This window comes from Arthrobacter globiformis, assembly GCF_030815865.1.
Lineage (GTDB): Bacteria > Actinomycetota > Actinomycetes > Actinomycetales > Micrococcaceae > Arthrobacter > Arthrobacter globiformis_B.
Genome location: NZ_JAUSXI010000001.1, coordinates 2047460 through 2065882, shown reverse-complemented (window position 1 = coordinate 2065882; position 18423 = coordinate 2047460). Strand labels below are relative to the sequence as shown.

Annotated in this window: 15 protein-coding genes, 1 rRNA gene and 1 pseudogene; 4 read left to right on the top strand and 13 right to left on the bottom strand. The window is 66.4% G+C overall.

The annotated features are described in order from the left end of the window. The first annotated feature begins 64 nt into the window (after window positions 1-64). Window positions 65-1216, top strand: a complete 1152-nt coding sequence (locus QFZ33_RS09415) for a bifunctional 2-methylcitrate synthase/citrate synthase (protein WP_307026850.1) — start codon at window positions 65-67, stop codon at window positions 1214-1216. Window positions 1217-1292: 76 nt separating this feature from the next. Here the strand turns inward: QFZ33_RS09415 and QFZ33_RS09410 are convergent, their stop codons facing one another. The 12 genes and pseudogenes from QFZ33_RS09410 to QFZ33_RS09355 form a co-directional block, all read right to left on the bottom strand. Next, entirely contained in the window at window positions 1293-2255 is a 963-nt protein-coding gene (locus tag QFZ33_RS09410) for a hypothetical protein (RefSeq protein ID WP_307026848.1), read from the bottom strand. A gap of 1 nt (window position 2256) precedes the next feature. Further along, entirely contained in the window at window positions 2257-2781 is a 525-nt protein-coding gene (locus tag QFZ33_RS09405) for an RNA polymerase sigma factor (protein WP_307026846.1), read from the bottom strand. Between the two features lie 230 nt (window positions 2782-3011). Then, window positions 3012-3347, bottom strand: a pseudogene (locus tag QFZ33_RS09400) (8-oxo-dGTP diphosphatase); the annotation flags it as partial. Between the two features lie 56 nt (window positions 3348-3403). Beyond that, window positions 3404-4432 carry a site-specific tyrosine recombinase XerD gene (gene xerD, locus QFZ33_RS09395; RefSeq protein ID WP_373427251.1) on the bottom strand — a complete coding sequence of 343 codons (1029 nt, stop codon included), beginning with the start codon at window positions 4430-4432 and terminating at the stop codon, window positions 3404-3406. Beyond that, window positions 4432-5094, bottom strand: coding sequence for an NUDIX domain-containing protein (locus QFZ33_RS09390; protein ID WP_307026844.1), 663 nt, complete (start codon window positions 5092-5094; stop codon window positions 4432-4434). The genes xerD and QFZ33_RS09390 overlap by 1 nt, the downstream gene beginning before the upstream one ends. 32 nt (window positions 5095-5126) lie before the next feature. Further along, window positions 5127-6884, bottom strand: a complete 1758-nt coding sequence (locus QFZ33_RS09385; RefSeq protein ID WP_307026842.1) for a CTP synthase — start codon at window positions 6882-6884, stop codon at window positions 5127-5129. Window positions 6885-6992: 108 nt separating this feature from the next. Next, window positions 6993-8732 (bottom strand): DNA repair protein RecN, encoded by a 1740-nt coding sequence (gene recN / locus QFZ33_RS09380; RefSeq protein ID WP_307026840.1) that lies wholly within the window; start codon window positions 8730-8732, stop codon window positions 6993-6995. Between the two features lie 3 nt (window positions 8733-8735). Beyond that, window positions 8736-9761 (bottom strand): NAD kinase, encoded by a 1026-nt coding sequence (locus QFZ33_RS09375; RefSeq protein ID WP_307026838.1) that lies wholly within the window; start codon window positions 9759-9761, stop codon window positions 8736-8738. Between the two features lie 13 nt (window positions 9762-9774). Further along, entirely contained in the window at window positions 9775-10587 is an 813-nt protein-coding gene (locus QFZ33_RS09370; RefSeq protein ID WP_307026836.1) for a TlyA family RNA methyltransferase, read from the bottom strand. A 2-nt stretch (window positions 10588-10589) separates the two neighbouring features. After that, the gene (locus tag QFZ33_RS09365) at window positions 10590-10877 is read right to left on the bottom strand and encodes a hypothetical protein (RefSeq protein ID WP_307026834.1); all 288 of its coding nucleotides are present in this window, start codon (window positions 10875-10877) and stop codon (window positions 10590-10592) included. 9 nt (window positions 10878-10886) lie between these two features. Next, the gene (locus tag QFZ33_RS09360) at window positions 10887-11879 is read right to left on the bottom strand and encodes an HAD-IIA family hydrolase (protein WP_307026833.1); all 993 of its coding nucleotides are present in this window, start codon (window positions 11877-11879) and stop codon (window positions 10887-10889) included. A gap of 6 nt (window positions 11880-11885) precedes the next feature. After that, window positions 11886-12767, bottom strand: a complete 882-nt coding sequence (locus QFZ33_RS09355) for a hypothetical protein (protein ID WP_307026831.1) — start codon at window positions 12765-12767, stop codon at window positions 11886-11888. Between QFZ33_RS09355 and QFZ33_RS09350 the strand changes: the two genes are divergently transcribed. The 3 genes from QFZ33_RS09350 to QFZ33_RS09340 all read left to right on the top strand — a co-directional run bounded on the left by QFZ33_RS09350 (window position 12720) and on the right by QFZ33_RS09340 (window position 18207). Then, complete coding sequence (locus tag QFZ33_RS09350; RefSeq protein WP_307026830.1) at window positions 12720-13817, top strand: hypothetical protein; 1098 nt, start codon at window positions 12720-12722, stop codon at window positions 13815-13817. The two genes, QFZ33_RS09355 and QFZ33_RS09350, sit on opposite strands and share 48 nt — an antisense overlap. A 306-nt stretch (window positions 13818-14123) precedes the next feature. Continuing rightward, complete coding sequence (locus QFZ33_RS09345; RefSeq protein ID WP_307026828.1) at window positions 14124-16034, top strand: cytochrome c oxidase assembly protein; 1911 nt, start codon at window positions 14124-14126, stop codon at window positions 16032-16034. Between the two features lie 148 nt (window positions 16035-16182). Beyond that, entirely contained in the window at window positions 16183-18207 is a 2025-nt protein-coding gene (locus tag QFZ33_RS09340; RefSeq protein WP_307026825.1) for a multicopper oxidase family protein, read from the top strand. Between the two features lie 75 nt (window positions 18208-18282). Here QFZ33_RS09340 and rrf read toward each other — a convergent pair. Then, window positions 18283-18399 (bottom strand): 5S ribosomal RNA (rrf, locus tag QFZ33_RS09335). Window positions 18400-18423 lie beyond the last annotated feature (24 nt).

Genomic DNA, 18423 nt, shown 5'->3' with positions numbered 1-18423 from the left:
GATTCCCGCAGGACCACCGGCCCTTCCGGCCGGTAATCGGACGCAAGGAACAAAGGAGTTCAGCATGGCTGAAGAAGAGATCAAGAAGGGCCTTGATGGCGTCGTGGTGGACTACACCGCGGTATCGAAGGTCAATCCCGACACGAACTCATTGCTGTACCGCGGCTACCCCGTGCAGGAGCTCGCCGCCAGGTGCAGCTTCGAAGAGGTCGCTTACCTCCTGTGGAACGGCGAGCTGCCGTCTTCCGGCCAGCTGGCTGACTTCACGGCCCGCGAGCGCGCTGGCCGGCCGCTGGATCCCGTGGTCAAGCAGGTGATTGATGCCCTGCCGACGACGGCGCACCCCATGGATGTCTGCCGCACCGCGGCATCGGTGATGGGCGCCCGCCACAGTCTCGCGGAGGATTCCTCCCGGGAGGCCAACATGGCCAAGGCCCTGGACCTGTTTGCCGCGATGCCGGCCGTGGTGGCGTACGACCAGCGGCGCCGCCACGCGGCCGGGCGCCCCGTTGATCCGGTGGAGCCGAGGGATGACCTGGGGTACTCGGCCAATTTCCTGTGGATGACCTTCGGCGAGGAGGCCGTCGCCGAGGTGGTGGAGGCCTTCAACGTCTCCATGATTCTTTACGCAGAGCACTCCTTCAACGCCTCCACCTTCGCCGGGCGCGTCATCATGTCCACGCTGTCCGACCTCCATTCGGCGGTGACCGGCGCCATTGGTGCTCTCAAGGGGCCGCTGCACGGCGGAGCCAACGAGGCCGTGATGCACACCTTCGACGAGATCGGCATCCGGCCCGAGGAGTCCCTCGAGGAAGCCGCCGACCGCGCCAAGGCATGGATGGAAAACGCCCTGGCCGAGAAAAAGAAGGTCATGGGCTTCGGCCACCGGGTCTACAAGCACGGCGACTCCCGCGTGCCCACCATGAAGGCCGCACTCGATAAGATGATTGCCCACTACGGCCGGCCCGAGCTGCTGGGCCTGTATAACGGGCTCGAATCGGCCATGGACGAGGCCAAAGGCATTAAACCGAACCTCGACTACCCGGCCGGCCCCACGTACCACCTCATGGGCTTCGACACGAACATGTTCACGCCGCTGTTCGTGGCCAGCCGGATCACGGGCTGGACCGCCCACTTCATGGAGCAGCTGAACGCGAACTCGCTCATCCGCCCGCTGAGCGCCTACAACGGTCCGGACGAACGGCATGTGCCGTAGCCCCTCACCTGTAACGCGTACGACGCCGGGCCGGTCACCTTTCGGGGTGGCCGGCCCGGCTCCTTTATCGCGGGTCTCAGGAGGCAGCGGGCTTCAGCGCCAGGGAGACCAGCATGCGCTTGACGTCCTTGTACTCCTGCGTACCCATATAGGCCTTCGCAGCGGCAACGGAATCAAATGTCAGCGGAGCCTCCCTTCCGTCCGACGTGAGCCAGACCGTGTCGCCAAAGTGTGCGATGGGAACGTTGTCCGGGCCGAGAATGCCGTTGTACAGGCCACATGTCGTGGTCTGCGGCGCCAAATCTCCGTCAGCCAGGGCGACGGATCCGTAGACCTTGTCACCCTGGATCACGCGGAAGACGAAGGCGGACGGGCCTTGGGGGTGTTCCTTGAGCTTGGCCGCCTTCTGCGGAATGTCAACGACCACCGTGTCGAGGGTCTGGTAGGGTTTCGGGTCCGGGCACACCGGGCCACCCGTGACGTCGTAGACCAACCGCAAAGTGGCCACGGTCTTGCCGGCGGCATTCTTCACCTCGACGATGTTGTAGGAACCCCCCGCGATTGTCTGCGGCGATTGGGACACGGTCCACCCCAGCGGATGTTCAAAGGTGGCTTGGCCGGTGGCGTCCGTGAAGGTGGTCCATGAAGCTGCGGCGGCAGTGGGGGGCGGCGTCGGCGTTGCTGTCGCCGACGGTGTTGCGGAGGGCGTAGCCGTCGGCGTTTGTGTGGCCGGCCCCGCCGTTTCGGAAGCGGACGGCAACACGGTGCCCGCCGGAGCGGGAGCCGATACCAGCGGTCCGAGGTTCGTCGCCACCAGAACGCCGGCGGTCACCGCCGCGGCGGCCAGGGTCAGCCCACCGGCCACGCGCGCCCGCCGCCGTTTCCGGTCCTCGAATTGCAAGACATTCGGCGGCAGGCTGTCCGTGAACATCGGGGCCCCGGTGGTGACCCCCCGCAGGGCCTCGTCGGCATCGGGCACGGCGGCAGGATCGTTGCGGAGCGGGTCAGACCCGGAAATCAGGTTTTTGATCGGATCCATCTCATGCACCCATCTTCTGTGTGAGCGAGTTGTGTCTGCCCGGCCCTGGGGTCGCCGGCATTTGCTTGCGGAAGGCGGCCCTGGCGCGGTGCAGGCGGACCTTGGCAGCGGCCTTGCTGCACTGAAGAACGCCGGCAATCTCCGTCACGCTCAATTCGTCCCAGTAGGCCAATTGCAGGATGTCGCGCTCGCTGTCGCGCAGCGCGGCCATGGCGTCGTGGACCGCCAGGTCCTCGGACTCCGCGCCGGAGCGGAGCTCGGCGGACGCCCGGAGCTTTGCCTGCAGCGCCACGAGGCGGTCGCGGCTCCGGTAGGCGTTTCCGATGAGGTTCCGCGCCACGGTCAGCAGCCAGGCGATGTCCGAGTGCGGCTGGTCGTGCCATTTCTGCCATACGACACGGAACACGTCGGCGGCGAGCTCTTCAGCGAGCTCCGGCGATTCCACCCGCCGCCGCACGTACCTGTAAACCCGCGGATAGCTGTCCCTGTGAACGGCGATGAACGCCAGTTCGCGTTCCGAATCCACATCTCCCCCAAAGTAAGAAGTAGTGTCCTGACCTGGCAGGCTAACCGTATAGTTTCCGCCAGGGAACGGGCGGTTACACGGCCCGGAAAGAATATTCGGCGGGACGCCACGGTCTCATTGTCCCCGTTCAGGGTGATGACGGCATCGACGACGCTCCCGGCCAGCGCCAGGGGCAGCCAGTGCTCCGCATCCTGCCACATGCGCTCCAGCGGAAGGGCGGAAACCAGGAACCACTCCGGAATGATCTCGGAGCTCTCGACGGGCTCACCGGCCCACCGGCGGGTGGTGAACAGGCTGGAGGACATGTTCCAGTCAGGGCGGGCGGGAAAAATGAACTCCACTGTTCCCGCGTCGAACAGGTCCTCCTCGAGGACCACGACGCCGGCTTCCTCCAGCACCTCCCGGCACGCCGCCTGTGCATCGGTCTCGCCGGCCTCCACGTGGCCGCCGAGTCCAACAATTTTGCCGGTTCCGAAACCGGTCCTCTTCAGGCCAAGGAGCACCTCGAGCCCAACCTCCGCGCGTTCCCGTAGCAGGAAGCAGAGGGTGACGGGCACGGAAGTCATGCAGACCAGCCTAGCGTTGCTGGCGCTACCCCAGCACTGGGCTTCCCCAGCTGGGCCTACCCCAGTGCCCGGGGGTGTGCTGCGGCGTAGACTTCCCGCAGCGTGTCGGCGGTCACCAGGGTATACACCTGTGTGGTGGTCACCGAGGCATGGCCGAGCAGCTCCTGGACCACGCGGACATCCGCTCCGCCTTCGAGCAGGTGGGTGGCGAAGGAGTGCCGCAGCGTGTGCGGGGACACATCCTTGGTGATATGGGCCTTGTCCGCCGCGGCTTTCAGGATGGTCCAGGCGCTTTGCCGGCTGATGCGCCCGCCCCTTGCGTTGAGGAACAGCGCAGGGGTGCCCTTGCCTTTCCCCACGAGCAGTGGGCGGCCCCGGACCAGGTAGGCGTCCAGGGCGCGGGCCGCGAATGAGCCGAGCGGGACGAGGCGTTCCTTGGAGCCCTTGCCAAACAGCCGCACGATGGCCGGGCCGGATTCGGCGGCCTGCACCGAGAGGTCGTCGACGTCCAGGCCCACGGCTTCGCTGATCCGGGCTCCGGTGGAGTAGAGGAATTCGAGCAGCGCCCGGTCCCGGAGGCCGGTTGCGGTGTCAGTACCGGCGGCTTCCAGGATCCTGGTGACTTCCTCCACGGTGATGGCCTTGGGCAGCCGTTTGCCGGGCATCGGCGGGTGGACGTCGCTGGCGGGGTCCGCCGTCGTCATCCCTTCCAGCGCCCAAAAGCGATGGAGTCCGCGGACGGCCACCACGGTCCGCGCTGCGGAACGCACCCCTAGGGGAGTGCCGCCGTCGGCTCCGTCGGAGAGCGCTTGGGCGAAGCCCGTGACGTGGTGGCGGGTGATGTCAGCCGGGTTGTTGAGGCCCTGCGCGGCGAGGTAGGTCGAGTACCGGGCGAGGTCACGGCGGTACGCAGACAGCGTGTTCGCGGCCAGGCCTCGTTCGACGCCCATGTGCTGGAGGTAGTCGGTCACGCCGCGGTCAATGGCCGTGCGGGGCCGTCCCGGCGGTGCCGCGTCCGCGCCGTCTATCAGCTTTGCTGCCGCCATGGCGGAAGAATTCTCCGGTGCCGCCGTGTCCGCGGACATCAGCGCTGGCTGGGGTGGGCTGGCCAGGGGGCGTCGCCCGGCCGTAGTCCGCTGAAGCTGTCGGCTTTCGCGGCGGCGGCCGCGAGGATTCCGACGACGGCGGACGGGTTGTGCAGGCGTCCCTCCAGCACTGCGGCAACGGCATCCTCCAGCGGGATCCAGTGCAGCTCGATTTCCGCTTCCTCATCCGTGCGGACGTGGAGTTCGTGATGCGGGACCTCGGTGAGGCCGCGGGCCAGGTAGATGCGGATCGCCTCGCTGGAGGATCCGGGCGAATTGTAAAAGTCCACCAGGACATTCCAGTCACTGGCGATCAGGTCGGCTTCCTCGGCGAGCTCCCGTGCGGCGCCCACCACGAAGTCCTCCCCCTCGACGTCGAGCAGGCCAGCGGGAATCTCCCACAGGTCCATGCCCACCGGGTGGCGGTACTGCTTGATCAGCAGCACCTCGCCGTCGTCGTTCATGGGGAGCACAGCGACGGCCCCGGGGTGCTCGATGTAGTCCCGGACCAAGGGATCACCCTCGGCGGTGAGCTTGAAGCTGTCGCTGACAACGTCCCAGATCCGGCCGTTGTAGACCCGCTCACGGGAGAGCAGACGGCGCGGGCTCGGCGCATCCGAAACCTGCCGAACAGCAGGGGTGTCTTCAGAATTGCCGGGCATCGCGCCGTCCTTACTCTATGGGTGTTGTGAAATTACTCTGCGGCGGCTTCGCCGGAGCCGGCCGCGGCGGGTTCGAAACCGCTCCCGGCGCTGCCGCTCTGGTGGTCCAGGGCCGCCTTCACCAGGCCGGCAAAGAGCGGGTGCGGCCTGGTGGGCCGCGAGCTCAGTTCCGGGTGCGCCTGGGTGGCCACGTAGTAGGGGTGAACCTCGCGGGGCAGTTCCACGTATTCCACCAGCTTGCCGTCCGGCGACGTGCCGGAGAACACCAGGCCCTCGGCAGCAATCTGCTCGCGGTACTTGTTGTTCACCTCGTAGCGGTGGCGGTGGCGTTCACTGACGGTGGTGGTGCCGTAGGTCTCGGCGATGACCGAGCCCTCGGCCAGCTTGGCCTCGTAGAGGCCAAGGCGCATGGTGCCGCCGAGGTCGCCGCGGCCCTCGACGAATTCCAGCTGCTCTTCCATCGTGGCGATGACCGGGTACTTGGAGTCCGGCTCGAATTCGCTGGAGGAGGCACCCTCCAGGCCGACGACGTTGCGCGCGTACTCGATGACCATGCACTGCAGGCCGAGGCAAAGGCCCAGCACGGGCAGACGGGACTCGCGTGCAAACTTCAGAGCGCCCAGCTTGCCTTCCAGGCCGCGGATGCCGAAGCCGCCGGGAACACAGATGGCGTCCACACCCTCAAGGGAGCGAACCGCACCTTCGTGGCTTTCGCATTCGTCGGACGGCACCCAGCGGATTTTGACCTTGGCATTGTTGGCGAATCCGCCGGCGCGCAGGGCCTCCGTGACGGAGAGGTAAGCGTCCGGGAGGTCGATGTACTTGCCCACCAGGGCAACCTCGACCTCATGCTTGGGGTTGTGGACAGCTTCGAGGAGCTTGTCCCAGCTGGTCCAGTCCACGTCCTTGAACGGCAGGTCCAGCGCCCGGACAATGTACGAATCCAAGCCCTGGGTGTGCAGGGTCTTGGGGATGTCGTAGATGCTGGGAGCGTCGGCGGCGTTGACCACGGCGTCGATGTCGACGTCGCACATGCGGCCGATCTTCTCGCGCATGGCATCGGGAACTTCGCGGTCAGAGCGGATCACGATGGCTTCCGGCTGGATGCCGATGGACCGGAGTGCGGCCACGGAGTGCTGCGTGGGCTTGGTCTTCAGTTCCTGCGAAGGACCGATGTACGGGACCAGGGAAACGTGGAGGAAGAAGACGTTGGTCCGGCCGATGTCCTGGCGGACCTGGCGCGCGGACTCGAGGAAGGGCTGCGACTCGATGTCGCCGACCGTGCCGCCGATCTCCGTGATGATGACGTCCGGAGCGTTCTTGCCCTCGGCGGGAAGCCGCATCCGGCGCTTGATCTCATCGGTGATGTGCGGGATGACCTGGACGGTGTCCCCGAGGTACTCGCCGCGGCGTTCTTTGGCGATGACGGTGGAGTAGACCTGGCCGGTGGTCACGTTGGCCGAGCCCTCGAGGTTTTCGTCGAGGAAGCGCTCGTAGTGTCCGATGTCGAGGTCGGTTTCAGCACCGTCGTCTGTGACGAAAACCTCGCCGTGCTGGAAGGGGTTCATCGTGCCCGGATCCACATTCAGATAGGGATCGAGCTTCTGCATAGTTACAGACAAGCCGCGTGCCCGCAGTAGGTGGCCGAGGCTTGAGGCCGTCAGTCCCTTGCCTAGCGAGGACGCCACACCGCCGGTGACGAAGATGTGTTTGGTCGTCTTGGACGAGCCCGGGAACCGGGAATTTATACGGGAATTTGATCGCTGCACCACGGAATTCGAGCCTATCATCAATTGAGCCTTCCACGGATCGGGTATGCGTCCCCAAAGGCTTCAGTTTTCCCTGTCCGCGCGCTCCCGGCAAGGGGTTGGCCCGGGACTGCAGGGCCTTCACCGGGCTCAGGCCTGCTGGGGCAGGAGCTTGGCGTCGTCCAGAAGCTCCTGGGCGTGCGCCTGGGCGGTTTCGGAGTCCTCCTGGCCTGCCAGCATCCGGGCCAGTTCCCTGACGCGTTCGGCCTCGTCCAGGAGCTGGACGTCGCTGGAGGTGAAGCCCTTGTCGGTGGAGCCGTCGGAGCCGCGCACCGAGGTCTTGGTCACACGGATGTGCTGGTCGGCGAACGCCGCAACCTGCGGCAGGTGCGTCACCACCAGCACCTGAACATGGCGCGCCAGCATGGCCAGCCGCCGGCCGATCTCGACGGCGGCACGCCCGCCCACACCGGCGTCCACCTCGTCGAACACGAACGTCGGCACGGGGTCCACGGCCGCCAGCACCACCTCGATGGCCAGCATGACCCTGGAGAGCTCACCGCCGGACGCGCCCTTGCCCAGCGGCCGGGCGGGGGCGCCGGAGTGCGGCTGCAACAGGAAGGAGATCTCATCCCCGCCGTGGGGTCCCAACTGGGCGGCGGCCTCGATGGTGATCACCAGGGTGGCATCGGCCATGGCGAGTGCCTTCAGCTCGGCGCTGACCCGGGCGGAAAGGTCCTTGGCGGCTTTGGTGCGGACCTTGCTGATACCCGCGGCCTGTTTCTTCAGCTCGGCCGCGGCCCTGGCCACCTCGGCTTCCAGATTTTCGATCCGTGTGGAGTCGCCCTGCAGTTCGTCAAAGCGCGCCCGGGCGTTCTCCGCCCATTCAAGGACCTCGTCGATGCTCGGCGCGTACTTCCGGACCAGCTTGGCCAGGGACGCCCGGCGTTCCTCGATTTCGGCCAGGCGCTCCGGTCCCTCCGAGTCCAGCCCGGCCTGGTAGCTGGCCAGCTCGGTGGCGATGTCGTTGAGCAGGAATCCCACCTCGGCGAGGCGGGCCGCTGCCGATCCGAGCTCCTCGTCGTGTTCGGCCACGTGTTCCAGGGTCCGCTTGGCCGCATCGACAAGCGACGTGGCGTCGCCGGCCTCGCCAAAGTCCTCGGCAATGAGGGCCTGGTGCGCGGTGCTGGCGGCGATGCGGAGTTCCTCGACATTGGCCAGCTTCACGGCCTCGGCCTTCAGGGCCTCGTCCTCCCCCGCCTGCGGGTCCACGGCGTCGATCTCCGCCAGCGCGGCCTCCAGGGACTCAGCCTCGCGGAGCCGCTCGCGCTCCGCGCTGCGCAGTGAGTCCAGCTCTGCCTGGCTGGATTTCCAGGACGTGTAAAGGTCCTGGAATCCGCTGAGCGCCGACGCCAGCCCACCCCCTGCGAACTTGTCGAGGGCTTCGCGCTGTGCCACGGCACCCTTGAGCCGGATCTGGTCTGTCTGCCCGTGCACCACCACGAGGGACTCGCCGATTTCGGCCAGCACCCCTACCGGAGCGGCCCGCCCGCCGAGGAAGGCCCTGCTGCGTCCGTCGGCACCCAGCCGCCGCGACAGCAGCAGTTCCGCGCCGCCGTCGAACTCCTCAACCTCAGCACCGGCGTCCCTGGCGCGTTCCAGGGCGAAATGCCCGGACTGCAACTGCACCACCGCTTCGGCAGAGGCGCTCTTGGCACCGCTGCGCACGGCGCCGGCGTCAGACCGGGCTCCCAACAGCAGCCCGACGGCGGTGACCACCATGGTCTTGCCGGCACCGGTCTCGCCGGTGACCACGCTGAGCCCGGGGCCCAGCGGCAGCGTGGCGTCGGTGATGACGCCGAGATCGCGGATTCTCAGTTCTTCAAGCATGGTTCACTTTTCAGTCGGAGGATCGGATTCTGAACCGGGTTCGTGCGCCCGAAGGCCCGAAGGCGGCGCCACGGTCCGGGGCGTGCGCACAATCGGCACTGGACCGGTATGGATTTCCTCGGATTGAGGTACGGGGCCGCGCCAGCCATGGATGGGAAGCTGGAACTTGCGGACCAGCCGCGCCGAGAACGGGGTCTGGTGCGTGCGGGCCAGGCGGACAGGCGTGGCGGACCTGGTGACCTCCACGCGGGCGCCTGGAGGCAGGTCCACGGAACGTCTGCCGTCACACCACAACACGCCCACGGCGTCCGTCCTGTTGAGGACTTCCACAGCCAGCCTGGAACGGGGCGAAACCACCAACGGCTTGGCGAAGAGGGCATGCGCGCTGATCGGCACAATCAGGAGGGCCTCCACTTCCGGCCACACGACGGGGCCGCCGGCAGAGAACGCGTAGGCCGTGGATCCGGTGGGGGTGGCCAGCACCAAGCCGTCGCAGCCGAAGGAGGTCAGCGGGCGTTCGTCCACCTCGGTGACCAGTTCCAGCATGCGCTCGCGGTCGCCTTTTTCGATGGCGGCCTCGTTCAGGGCCCAGGTATGCCAGATCTTCTGGCCGCGGACCCAGACCTGGACGTCGATGGTCATGCGCTCCTCCACCGTGTATTCACGGCTGGCGATCCATTCGACCGTCTGGGCGAGATCCGCACGCTCACTTTCGGCGAGAAAGCCGACATGGCCAAGGTTCACGCCCAGCAGCGGCACATCCACTTCGCGGACCAGCTCAGCCGCCCGCAGGATGGTCCCGTCCCCGCCCAGCACCATGACCAGTTCGACGTCCGGAAGCTGGATATGGTCGTGGAGGATTTCGACCGGCTCCTCCAGCTGCCCAAAGAAGCCCTCCATGTCGCCCAGTTCGGACTTCTGCATGACGGGGATGATGCCGAAGGCGTGGAGCTGGGCACATGCCTCCCAGGCCGCTTTCAGGGATTCCTCGCGGCCGGTATGGGCAAGTACCAGTACACGCCTGCTCATCGCGTTCCGCTCTCTAGTGGTTCGGCCAGATCTTTCCCAGCAACGCAGCAACGGCTGCGTCCCGCTCTTCGATCTTAGGCAAGTCTTCGGACATTCTTTGCGTTATCCACAGGAAGTATTCGACATTTCCGTCCTGGCCACGCAACGGGCTGGTGGCCAGTCCCCGCAGTTCCAGGCCGGCGTCGAGCGCCGCCCCCGCCACTTTACCGACAGCGAGCCGCCGTTCGCGCTCCGAGGTGACCACGCCCGTGCGGGCGAGCCGCTCCTTGCCGATCTCGAACTGCGGCTTGACCATGAGAACCAGGTGGCCGCCCGGGGCCGTGCAGGCTGCCAGCGGCGCCAGCACCAGCGTCAGGGAGATGAAGGACAGGTCGGCAACTGTGACCTCGGCCCGGCCACCGATCTGGCCGGGGTCCATGTAGCGGACGTTCAAACCTTCATGCACGCTCACGCGCGGATCGCTGCGGAGCTGCGGCACCAGCTGGCCGTGCCCGACGTCGACGGCCACCACGTGCGCGGCGCCCCGCCGCAGCAGGACATCAGTGAAGCCGCCCGTGGAGGCTCCGGCGTCAAGGCAGCGTTTACCGCCGACGGCGACTTCGGGGAAAGCATCGAGCGCCCCGGCCAGTTTGTGGCCGGCCCTGCTGACGTACGCGTCTGCCGCGTCTTCCGCGACGCTCAGGTCACGGTCGTCGCCCACCTGCAGCGACGCTTTGGCGAGGATGTCGCCCGCGGAGGACACTTTGCCCTCGGCGATGAGCCGGGCGGCGTGCGTGCGGGACCGCGCCAGTCCCCTGCTGACGAGCAGTTGGTCGAGTCTGGGCATGGTCAGGCGGCACCCGGACCAGGCTGCACCTGTACACGCGGCTCTTCATGCTGCGGCTCTTCGTTCAGGGCTTCCAGCAGGGCGTCGTGCATGTCTGCATAGGCGGCGGGGTGCTCCGAAACCGGGAGTCCGGGGACCTGGCGGACCCGGTCCAGGATGGCCAGCACCGCTGGGTCGGCGATACCGGCGTCAGCGCGGCTGCCGGGCAGGGTCAGCTCCGGCCAGGCGGTCTCTGGCACCGCTGTATCCGTTACTCCACCGTCCGACGGGTCGTTGTTCAACTCGGGCATGGCACCAGTCTATTGATCCAGCCACTGGAGTTCGGGAGCTGTGGGGCTGTCGGCGTCGGGCAGGGCCGCCCACCACGCGGCACACGCAGCGCGCCACGAATCGAGGTTGTCCTTGTGCCCTGTGATGCGGATGGCGTCTCCGGCCACGGTTGCGGTGGCGTTCCCGCAACGGAACGTCCCGCCGTCGTTATCGATTTCCGGATACGCCTCGTAGAGGCCGGCAAGGTCCCGGATGATGTAGCGGGGCCGCTCTTCGGTCCGGGCCGCCAGGATGGTTTCCAGTGTGTCGACGCCGGTCAGCACGGCCACCGTGGCGAAGCCCGCCCGGTTGCCGCCCAGGATGTCGGTGTCCAGCCGGTCGCCGACCACCAGCGGCCGGTCCGACGACAGCCGCTTGGCCGCGGCGTGAAACAGCGGAGCCTCCGGCTTGCCGGCGACGAGCGGCCGCCGGCCGGTTGCCGCGGCCACGGCGCCCACAAGGGTTCCGTTGCCGGGAGCCATCCCGCGGGCCTGCGGGATGGACATGTCCGTGTTCGTGGCAACCCACAGCACGTCCGCGTCGGCCAGGACGAATGCTGCCTCGGCGAGGTCCTTCCAGCCGATGGCAGGGTTGAAGCCCTGCACCACGGCCACGGGGTTGTCCTGGGCGCCGTGGACCGGCTTCAGGCCAACGAGCTCAACCTCGTGGGCCAGTGCCGGGCTTCCGGTAATGAGCACGGCAGCGCCCGGGGACAGCAGCGACGCCAGCAGGTCGGCCCCGGCCTGGGAGGAGCTCACCACCTGCTGGTCCTCAGCGGGGGCGCCAAGATCGCGCAGGTGGGCGGCCACCTGCGCAGGCGTGCGGGAGGCGTTGTTGGTGACGTATCCCAGGCCGACTCCGATCCCGGCCAGCCGCTGCAGTGACTCCACCGCTCCGGGGATGGCGTGGGCGCCGGCGTAGACCACGCCGTCCAGGTCGGACAACAGCGCGTCGAACCGCGAGATCAGTTGGGCATCACTCATGCGGGGCTAGTCCTCCGTGCCGTCTTGGCGCCGGTCAGCATCCTGCTGTTCGGTGTGCTCAGCTTCTGCGTCCCCGGTTTCAGCGTCCTCGTCGGGCTCGGCGGAATCCTCGTCGGACTCGGCGTCGTCGGATTCGAAGTAATCCGTTTCCGCATCGTCCAGGTTTTCGTCTGCAAGGTCACCTGAGGGCCGCTGTGCGGCAGCTTCCCCCTCGGCGCTGACGCCCGGGGCAGCCTGGCTGCCGGAAGAATCGGTTCCGTCCTGCGCCGACGTGCCTGCGGCCTGCGCAATCCGCTTCCGGCGTTCGGCTTCTTCCCGGGCTTCCTCTTCCTCGTCCCAGCCGAGGTCGATGATGTCGGGTTCCTCGGCCATGCCCAACCCCAGGGCTTCCTCAGCCACGACGGCCTGCCGCTGCCACTTTCCGGCCTCGGTTTCGCGGCCAACGGCCGTCAGGGCATCCGCATAGGCGCGGAACAGGCGCGGGCTGTAGGAAAAGGCGCGGTTGAGGTCCAGTTGCGGGATCTCCAGCTCCGCCACGGCGGCGTCCAGCTGGCCAAGGTCGCCGCGGGCCCCGGAGGCGACAATCGCCAACTCCACCTTGCCGGGCGCATCGAGGTCCTGGGCCTCCTCGGAACGGACGACGTCCAGGGCGCGGTCGGGCCGGCCCAGGCCACGTTCGCAGTCCGCCATGACGGGCAGGTGGACGTTGGAACCGCTGATCCGCCGGTAGGTGCGGAACTCGCGCAGGGCCTCACCGTAGTGTCCGGCGGCGTAAGCTGTCAGGCCCACTGCCTCGCGGACGGCGGCAAGGCGTCCGCCCCGGCGGCTGGCGGCGAGGGCATGCTGGAACGCCAGTTCGGGCTCGTCGTCGATGAGCCGTCCGGCCATCACGAGGTGGCGGGCCACCCATTCCGCGCTGTTGGCTTCCAGGGTCTTGATCTGGTGCTGCGTCGCGCGGTCAAGTTCCTTGCCCGTGACGTCCTCATCGATTTCGGGCGAACGCTCACGGTCCGGGCGGTTGGCGCTGCGAAGGTCGCCGGCGTTGGGAACGCGTGCGGGGCGGTCCTCAGCCCTGTCGCGGCCGAACTGGCGGGGGCCGGAGTCGCCGCGGTCAAAGCTTCGGGGTGCACGGTCCTCGCGGGGTGGGCGGTCCTGGCGGTCGCCGAACGGGCGGCGGTTGTCTCCCCCGCCAAAGCTGCGGCGGTCGCCCTCGCCCTCACGGCGCGGACGGTCACCGAACGGCTTACGGTCACGGTCACCAAACGGCTTACGCTCACCGCCACCAAAACCGCGGCGGTCACCCTCGCCCTCACGGCGCGGACGATCACCAAACGGCTTACGCTCACCGCCACCAAAACCGCGGCGGTCACCCTCGCCCTCACGACGCGGACGATCACCAAACGGCTTACGCTCACCGCCACCAAAGCTGCGGCGGTCACCCTCGCCCTCACGACGCGGACGATCACCAAACGGCTTACGCTCACCGCCACCAAAGCTGCGGCGGTCACCCTCGCCCTCACGACGCGGACGATCACCAAACGGCTTACGCTCACCGCCACCAAAACCGCGGCGGTCACCCTCGCCCTCACGACGCGGACGATCACCAAACGGCTTACGCTCACCGCCACCAAAACCGCGGCGGTCACCCTCGCCCTCACGGCCCGGACGATCAGAGAACGGCTTACGCTCACCGCCACCAAAACCGCGGCGGTCACCCTCGCCCTCACGGCCCGGACGATCACCAAACGGCTTACGGTCAGGGTCACCGCTAGAACCGCGGCCTTCACGGGCGCGGAAGCCCCGCGGATCCCCGCCCGAGTTATTGGTCCCCCTAAACGGGCCCCCCTGCCGTCCCCGGTTGCTTCCCGAGTCCCCCCGGTCATTTCCGCCGCGGTAACCGCCGCCTTTGTGCTCAGCCATGGTGGAATCCTCCTGTAGTGAGCCGACCACTGGCGCGATGTGCAGCCGCTCTTATCCGTGTTTGGTTGTCCTGCGCGACCCGTGGTGAAGCATCCGGTGTCCGCATATCTGTAGCAATTCTAGGTGAGAGCCGGTGCCAGCCACTAACGGCGAGGGCCTTCCAAGGGCAGGCGTGTGCATCCTCACAGGATCGTGGGCCACTCGATTTGTTGCGGGCCGCGGCGGCCATTCGTGTTCACGGTCCAGCAGAGCGCGTCATCCCACAGGGAAAATCCAAGGAGGCGTGGGAAGACTGGCCCCGACAGCATCCGCCGAGGGGGAACCATGAAGAATTCACGGACGAAGCCGGTGGCCGCTGCTGCCATGATCCTGGGTTGCGGGCTACTGGCACTGTTCATTGCCTACTCGACCGGGGCCGGCCAAGAAGCAGCCCTCCTGGACCGGACCGGCGCAGCCGTCATCTGGGGGCTTCCTGTTGCCAAACTTATTTTCAATGTCGCGGCCGCCGGTACTGTCGGGCCACTCATTTTGGCACTCTTTGCCCTGCCCCCGAAGGGGAGAGCGTTCTCGAAGGCACTGGGCATTGCCGGTGTTTCTGCAGTGCTCTGGACGGCAGCCGCATCCGTGATCAGCGTCCTCACCTTCCACTCGTTGGCTAACCTGCCGCTGTTTTCGGAAGGCTCCGGGGCGATCTTTGTCAGTTTCCTGACGGACGTCGATGCTGGCCGGAGAAGCGCTCTAACAGTGCTGATCACGGCAACCGTGGCGCTCCTGTGTTTTGGCATCCAGAGACAGCGGGCTGTTGCCGTCACGGCTGTGCTGGCTTCCACGGGGCTGATACCACTGGCTCTGAACTCCCATGCCGCGGGCGGCGCGAGCCACGCCGACAGCACGGTTTCGGTGGTAATGCACATGGCCGCTGCAGCCATCTGGATCGGCGGCCTGGCAACCCTCGTCCTGCTGCGTCGAACGCTGGAAACGGAGCTGCTGGCCGCGGTCCGGCGTTACTCCACGTTGGCGCTGCTGTCCTTCCTTGCCCTGGCACTCTCGGGTGTAGCGGCTGGGCTGACAGGCATCGGATCAGTTCAGGGGTTGGCTTCACAGTACGGCCTGATTCTCTTGGCCAAGACGGCCATTCTGGGACTTCTGGGCGTGTTCGGGGCGCTGCACCGGAAGTGGATCCTCACGAAGCTGGAATCGATCCCAGGCAAGGCACGGACCACTTTCGCAGCTCTGGCCGTGGCCGAACTCGCCGTCATGGCAGCCGCATCGGGACTCGCAGCGGCCCTGGCACGCACCCCGCCGCCAACGGTCTCGCAGGCCGCACCAGCCCAGGTATCCCTACGCCTTCCGGGTTCTGTGGATGTGTTCAGCAGCTGGAAGCCCGACGCCCTTTGGATCTTCCTCTGCGCGGTCGCGGTGTTCCTGTATGCGGCCGGAGTGCGGCGCGTCAGGAACCGTGGCGGGCACTGGCCTGCCTACCGAGCCGGCCTTTGGTTCACTGGAGTCGCGCTGCTGTTCCTGGTCACCAACGGAGGACTCCGCGCTTACCAGGAGTATCTGATCAGCGCGCACGTCGTGACCCAGATGCTTCTTATCGCCGTCGTTCCGCTCCTGCTGGTTCCCGCCGCCCCGCTGACACTGGCCAGGCTCGCCGTTGCGCCCAGGCAGGACGGAACGGTCGGCGGTGCAGAAGCTCTCACCGTGACGCTGCGTCCGGTTCTGAGTGCCACGTCTGCGCCCTACTTCGCAGCCGCCGGTCTGGGGGCCGTGATGGCGGCCCTGTACTACACGCCGTTGCTGGACTACTCGTCACGCACCCAGTTCGGGTATCAGGGCATGGCCCTGTTGGCATTGCTCTCCGGCTGCCTCTTCACTGCTTCCCTGGCCCGCGCCGCTGACGGTCCTGGGTCGTCGCTGGCTTCCAGACTGGTGACCATAGGTGCCGTGGCCGCGCTCTACGCGGTGCATGGCTGGGCCCTTGCCCAACAGGCAGACCAGCTTCCCGATTCGCGGCGGCAGGAATGGCTGGTCGCCGTAGGCCAGCCTTGGGACCAGCCAGTTCTGGCGTTCGTGGAGCCGGCGGGCATAGCCATGTGGATCATCGCTGCCGGCGCACTTCTCGTAGCGGCCGCGACTGAGCTGTTCAGGGCTCTCCGACGCCGCGATGTGCGCGCTCGGAACCGTTCCGCTACTGAGCGCACCCACGACCTTGTGATGTCCTCAGATACCTGATCGGCCCCTCCCCACATGGGGTGATGCTTGGGTGGCTTCCACCCAAAGCAGGCCACTGCCAGCCCTGCCCGCCTCAAGGTTTCCGCAGGGTAGGTATTACATCCTTCAACTAAATCAATTGGACTTTCTAACGACGTCGGAGGTAGTCGTGTCAGTTACACGCCGTCAGGCACTGCAAATAGGTGGAGTGGGAATCATCGGCGCCTTTGGCCTAGCCGTCCCGTTGACGTCAGTCAACGCCAAGTCGGCAAGCCAGCTGGCATCCCGCAACATGCCGAAGCCCTACCAGAGGGAACTTCCCATTCCGGAGGTGCTCAAGCCCAAAAGCACCGTTGTGGACCCGGACGGCCAGAAGAGGCACCTGTACCAGATCCAGCAGAAGGCAGCATGGGCCAACATCGTGCCAGGCCTCAGCACTCCTATCCTCGGCTATAACGGAACATTTCCAGGGCCGACCATCAAGGTGAACCAGGGCGAACGCATCACCCTGGAAATGGACAACGTGCTGCCCCTGTTCCATCCGCAGTGGGGGTATCGGCTCGACACCTCCACCCACCTTCACGGGTCAGCGTCGCTGCCGCAGTTCGACGGCTACGCCAACGACCTCACAGGCCGGGACCACTGCAAGGATTACGAATACCCTAACTTCCAGCCGGCACGGACCCTGTGGTATCACGACCACGCGGTTCACAATACGGGCCAGAGCGTCTACTCCGGCTTGGCCGCCCAGTACCATCTGCACGACGAAGTGGAAGGCAACATTCTTCCGCAGGGCAAGTTCGATGTACCGCTGACCGTTTCTGACGCCATGTTCGCTGCCAACGGCTCCCTCGGCTACAACGACAACACCCACTCAGGCCTGTGGGGCGACGTCATTCTTGTCAACGGTGCGCCATGGCCCGTGATGAAGGTCCAGCGACGGATCTACCGCTTCCGGGTTCTCAACGCGTCCATTGCGCGTTCCTACCGCTTTTCCCTGAGCACGGGAGACGCAATGACCGTGGTCGCGACGGATGGAGGCCTGATGCCCGCCGCCCAGCAGGTGACGTCCTGGCGGCACGGCGGCGCTGAGCGCTACGAGGTTCTCATCGACTTTTCGAAGTATCCCGTCGGCAAGCGGGTTGAACTGCGCAACCTGTCCAACAAAAACAATGTGGACTATGACTTCACCAACAGGATCATGGCCTTCGATGTGACGAACGAACCTGTCGACACATCCGGACCCGGCGCCAGGGTGCTGCCAACGCTCCTCGCCCCCAGCACGACCATGAGCCTCAAGGCCTCTGATTCGGTGAAGACCCGGCGCATGCGCGTGAAGCGGGACAACGACGTCTGGACGATCGGGGGCATGACCTGGGACGAAGTGGTCGAGAGCGGCTACCGGAAGGTCCTCGCTGATCCGGACCTCAACGATGTGGAAATCTGGGAAATAGAGAACAGTTCGGGTGGCTGGTTCCATCCTGTCCATATTCACTTGGTGGACTTCCAGGTCCTGAGCCGCAACGGACAGGCACCCCTGGCCCATGAACGCGGGCCCAAGGACGTGGTCTACGTCGGCGAAGGCGAGACGGTCCGGCTGCTCATGAAATTCGAACATCACCGGGGACGCTACATGATCCACTGCCACAACCTGCCTCACGAGGACCATGACATGATGGCCCAGTTCAGCGTTGGCATCGACACGAACGACCCCGATCCCAACCATCCAGTCGAAGCAGTGCTGCCACATCCGATCGGGCAACCGGCACCGGCACAAGGCACGGCAGAGGTTCAGGCACCGCAGACCACCACCCAGCCAACGGAGGTGGCTGCGCCGCTAGCACCGCAGCCGGCCCCAGCGCCGGTAGCACCGCAGCCGGCACCTGCCCCTGTTGCGGCACCTGTGGGGCAGAAGGACGTCGTGACCATTACCTCCGCCCGCCACCGGCTCAAGAAAGACATGACTTTCGCCGGAACTTCCAAGTTCACCGGCTCGACGGCGGCAACCTCGGCTACCGTCGTGCTGTACGACGTGACGCCGGGCCGCGCCTCCACACGATTGGGTACGGTGAAGGCCAACTCTCTCGGGGCCTGGACGCTCACGGTCAAGCCCGGACCAACCAAGCAGGTCACAGTCGTCAAGGCCCAATCGAGCCTCGGCGGGACAGCGACTACGAGCGTAAGGACCAGCTGAATACAAGAGGCGGGTTAAATGCGGGAGAGCCCCAACCATGACTGGTTGGGGCTCTCGACCGTTTTTCTAATGGTTGTCCGGCGGTGACCTACTCTCCCACACCCTCCCGGGTGCAGTACCATCGGCGCTGTGGGTCTTAGCTTCCGGGTTCGGAATGGGACCGGGCGTTTCCCCCACGCTATGACCGCCGTAACCCTGTGTCCCGTTCCCCGGTGT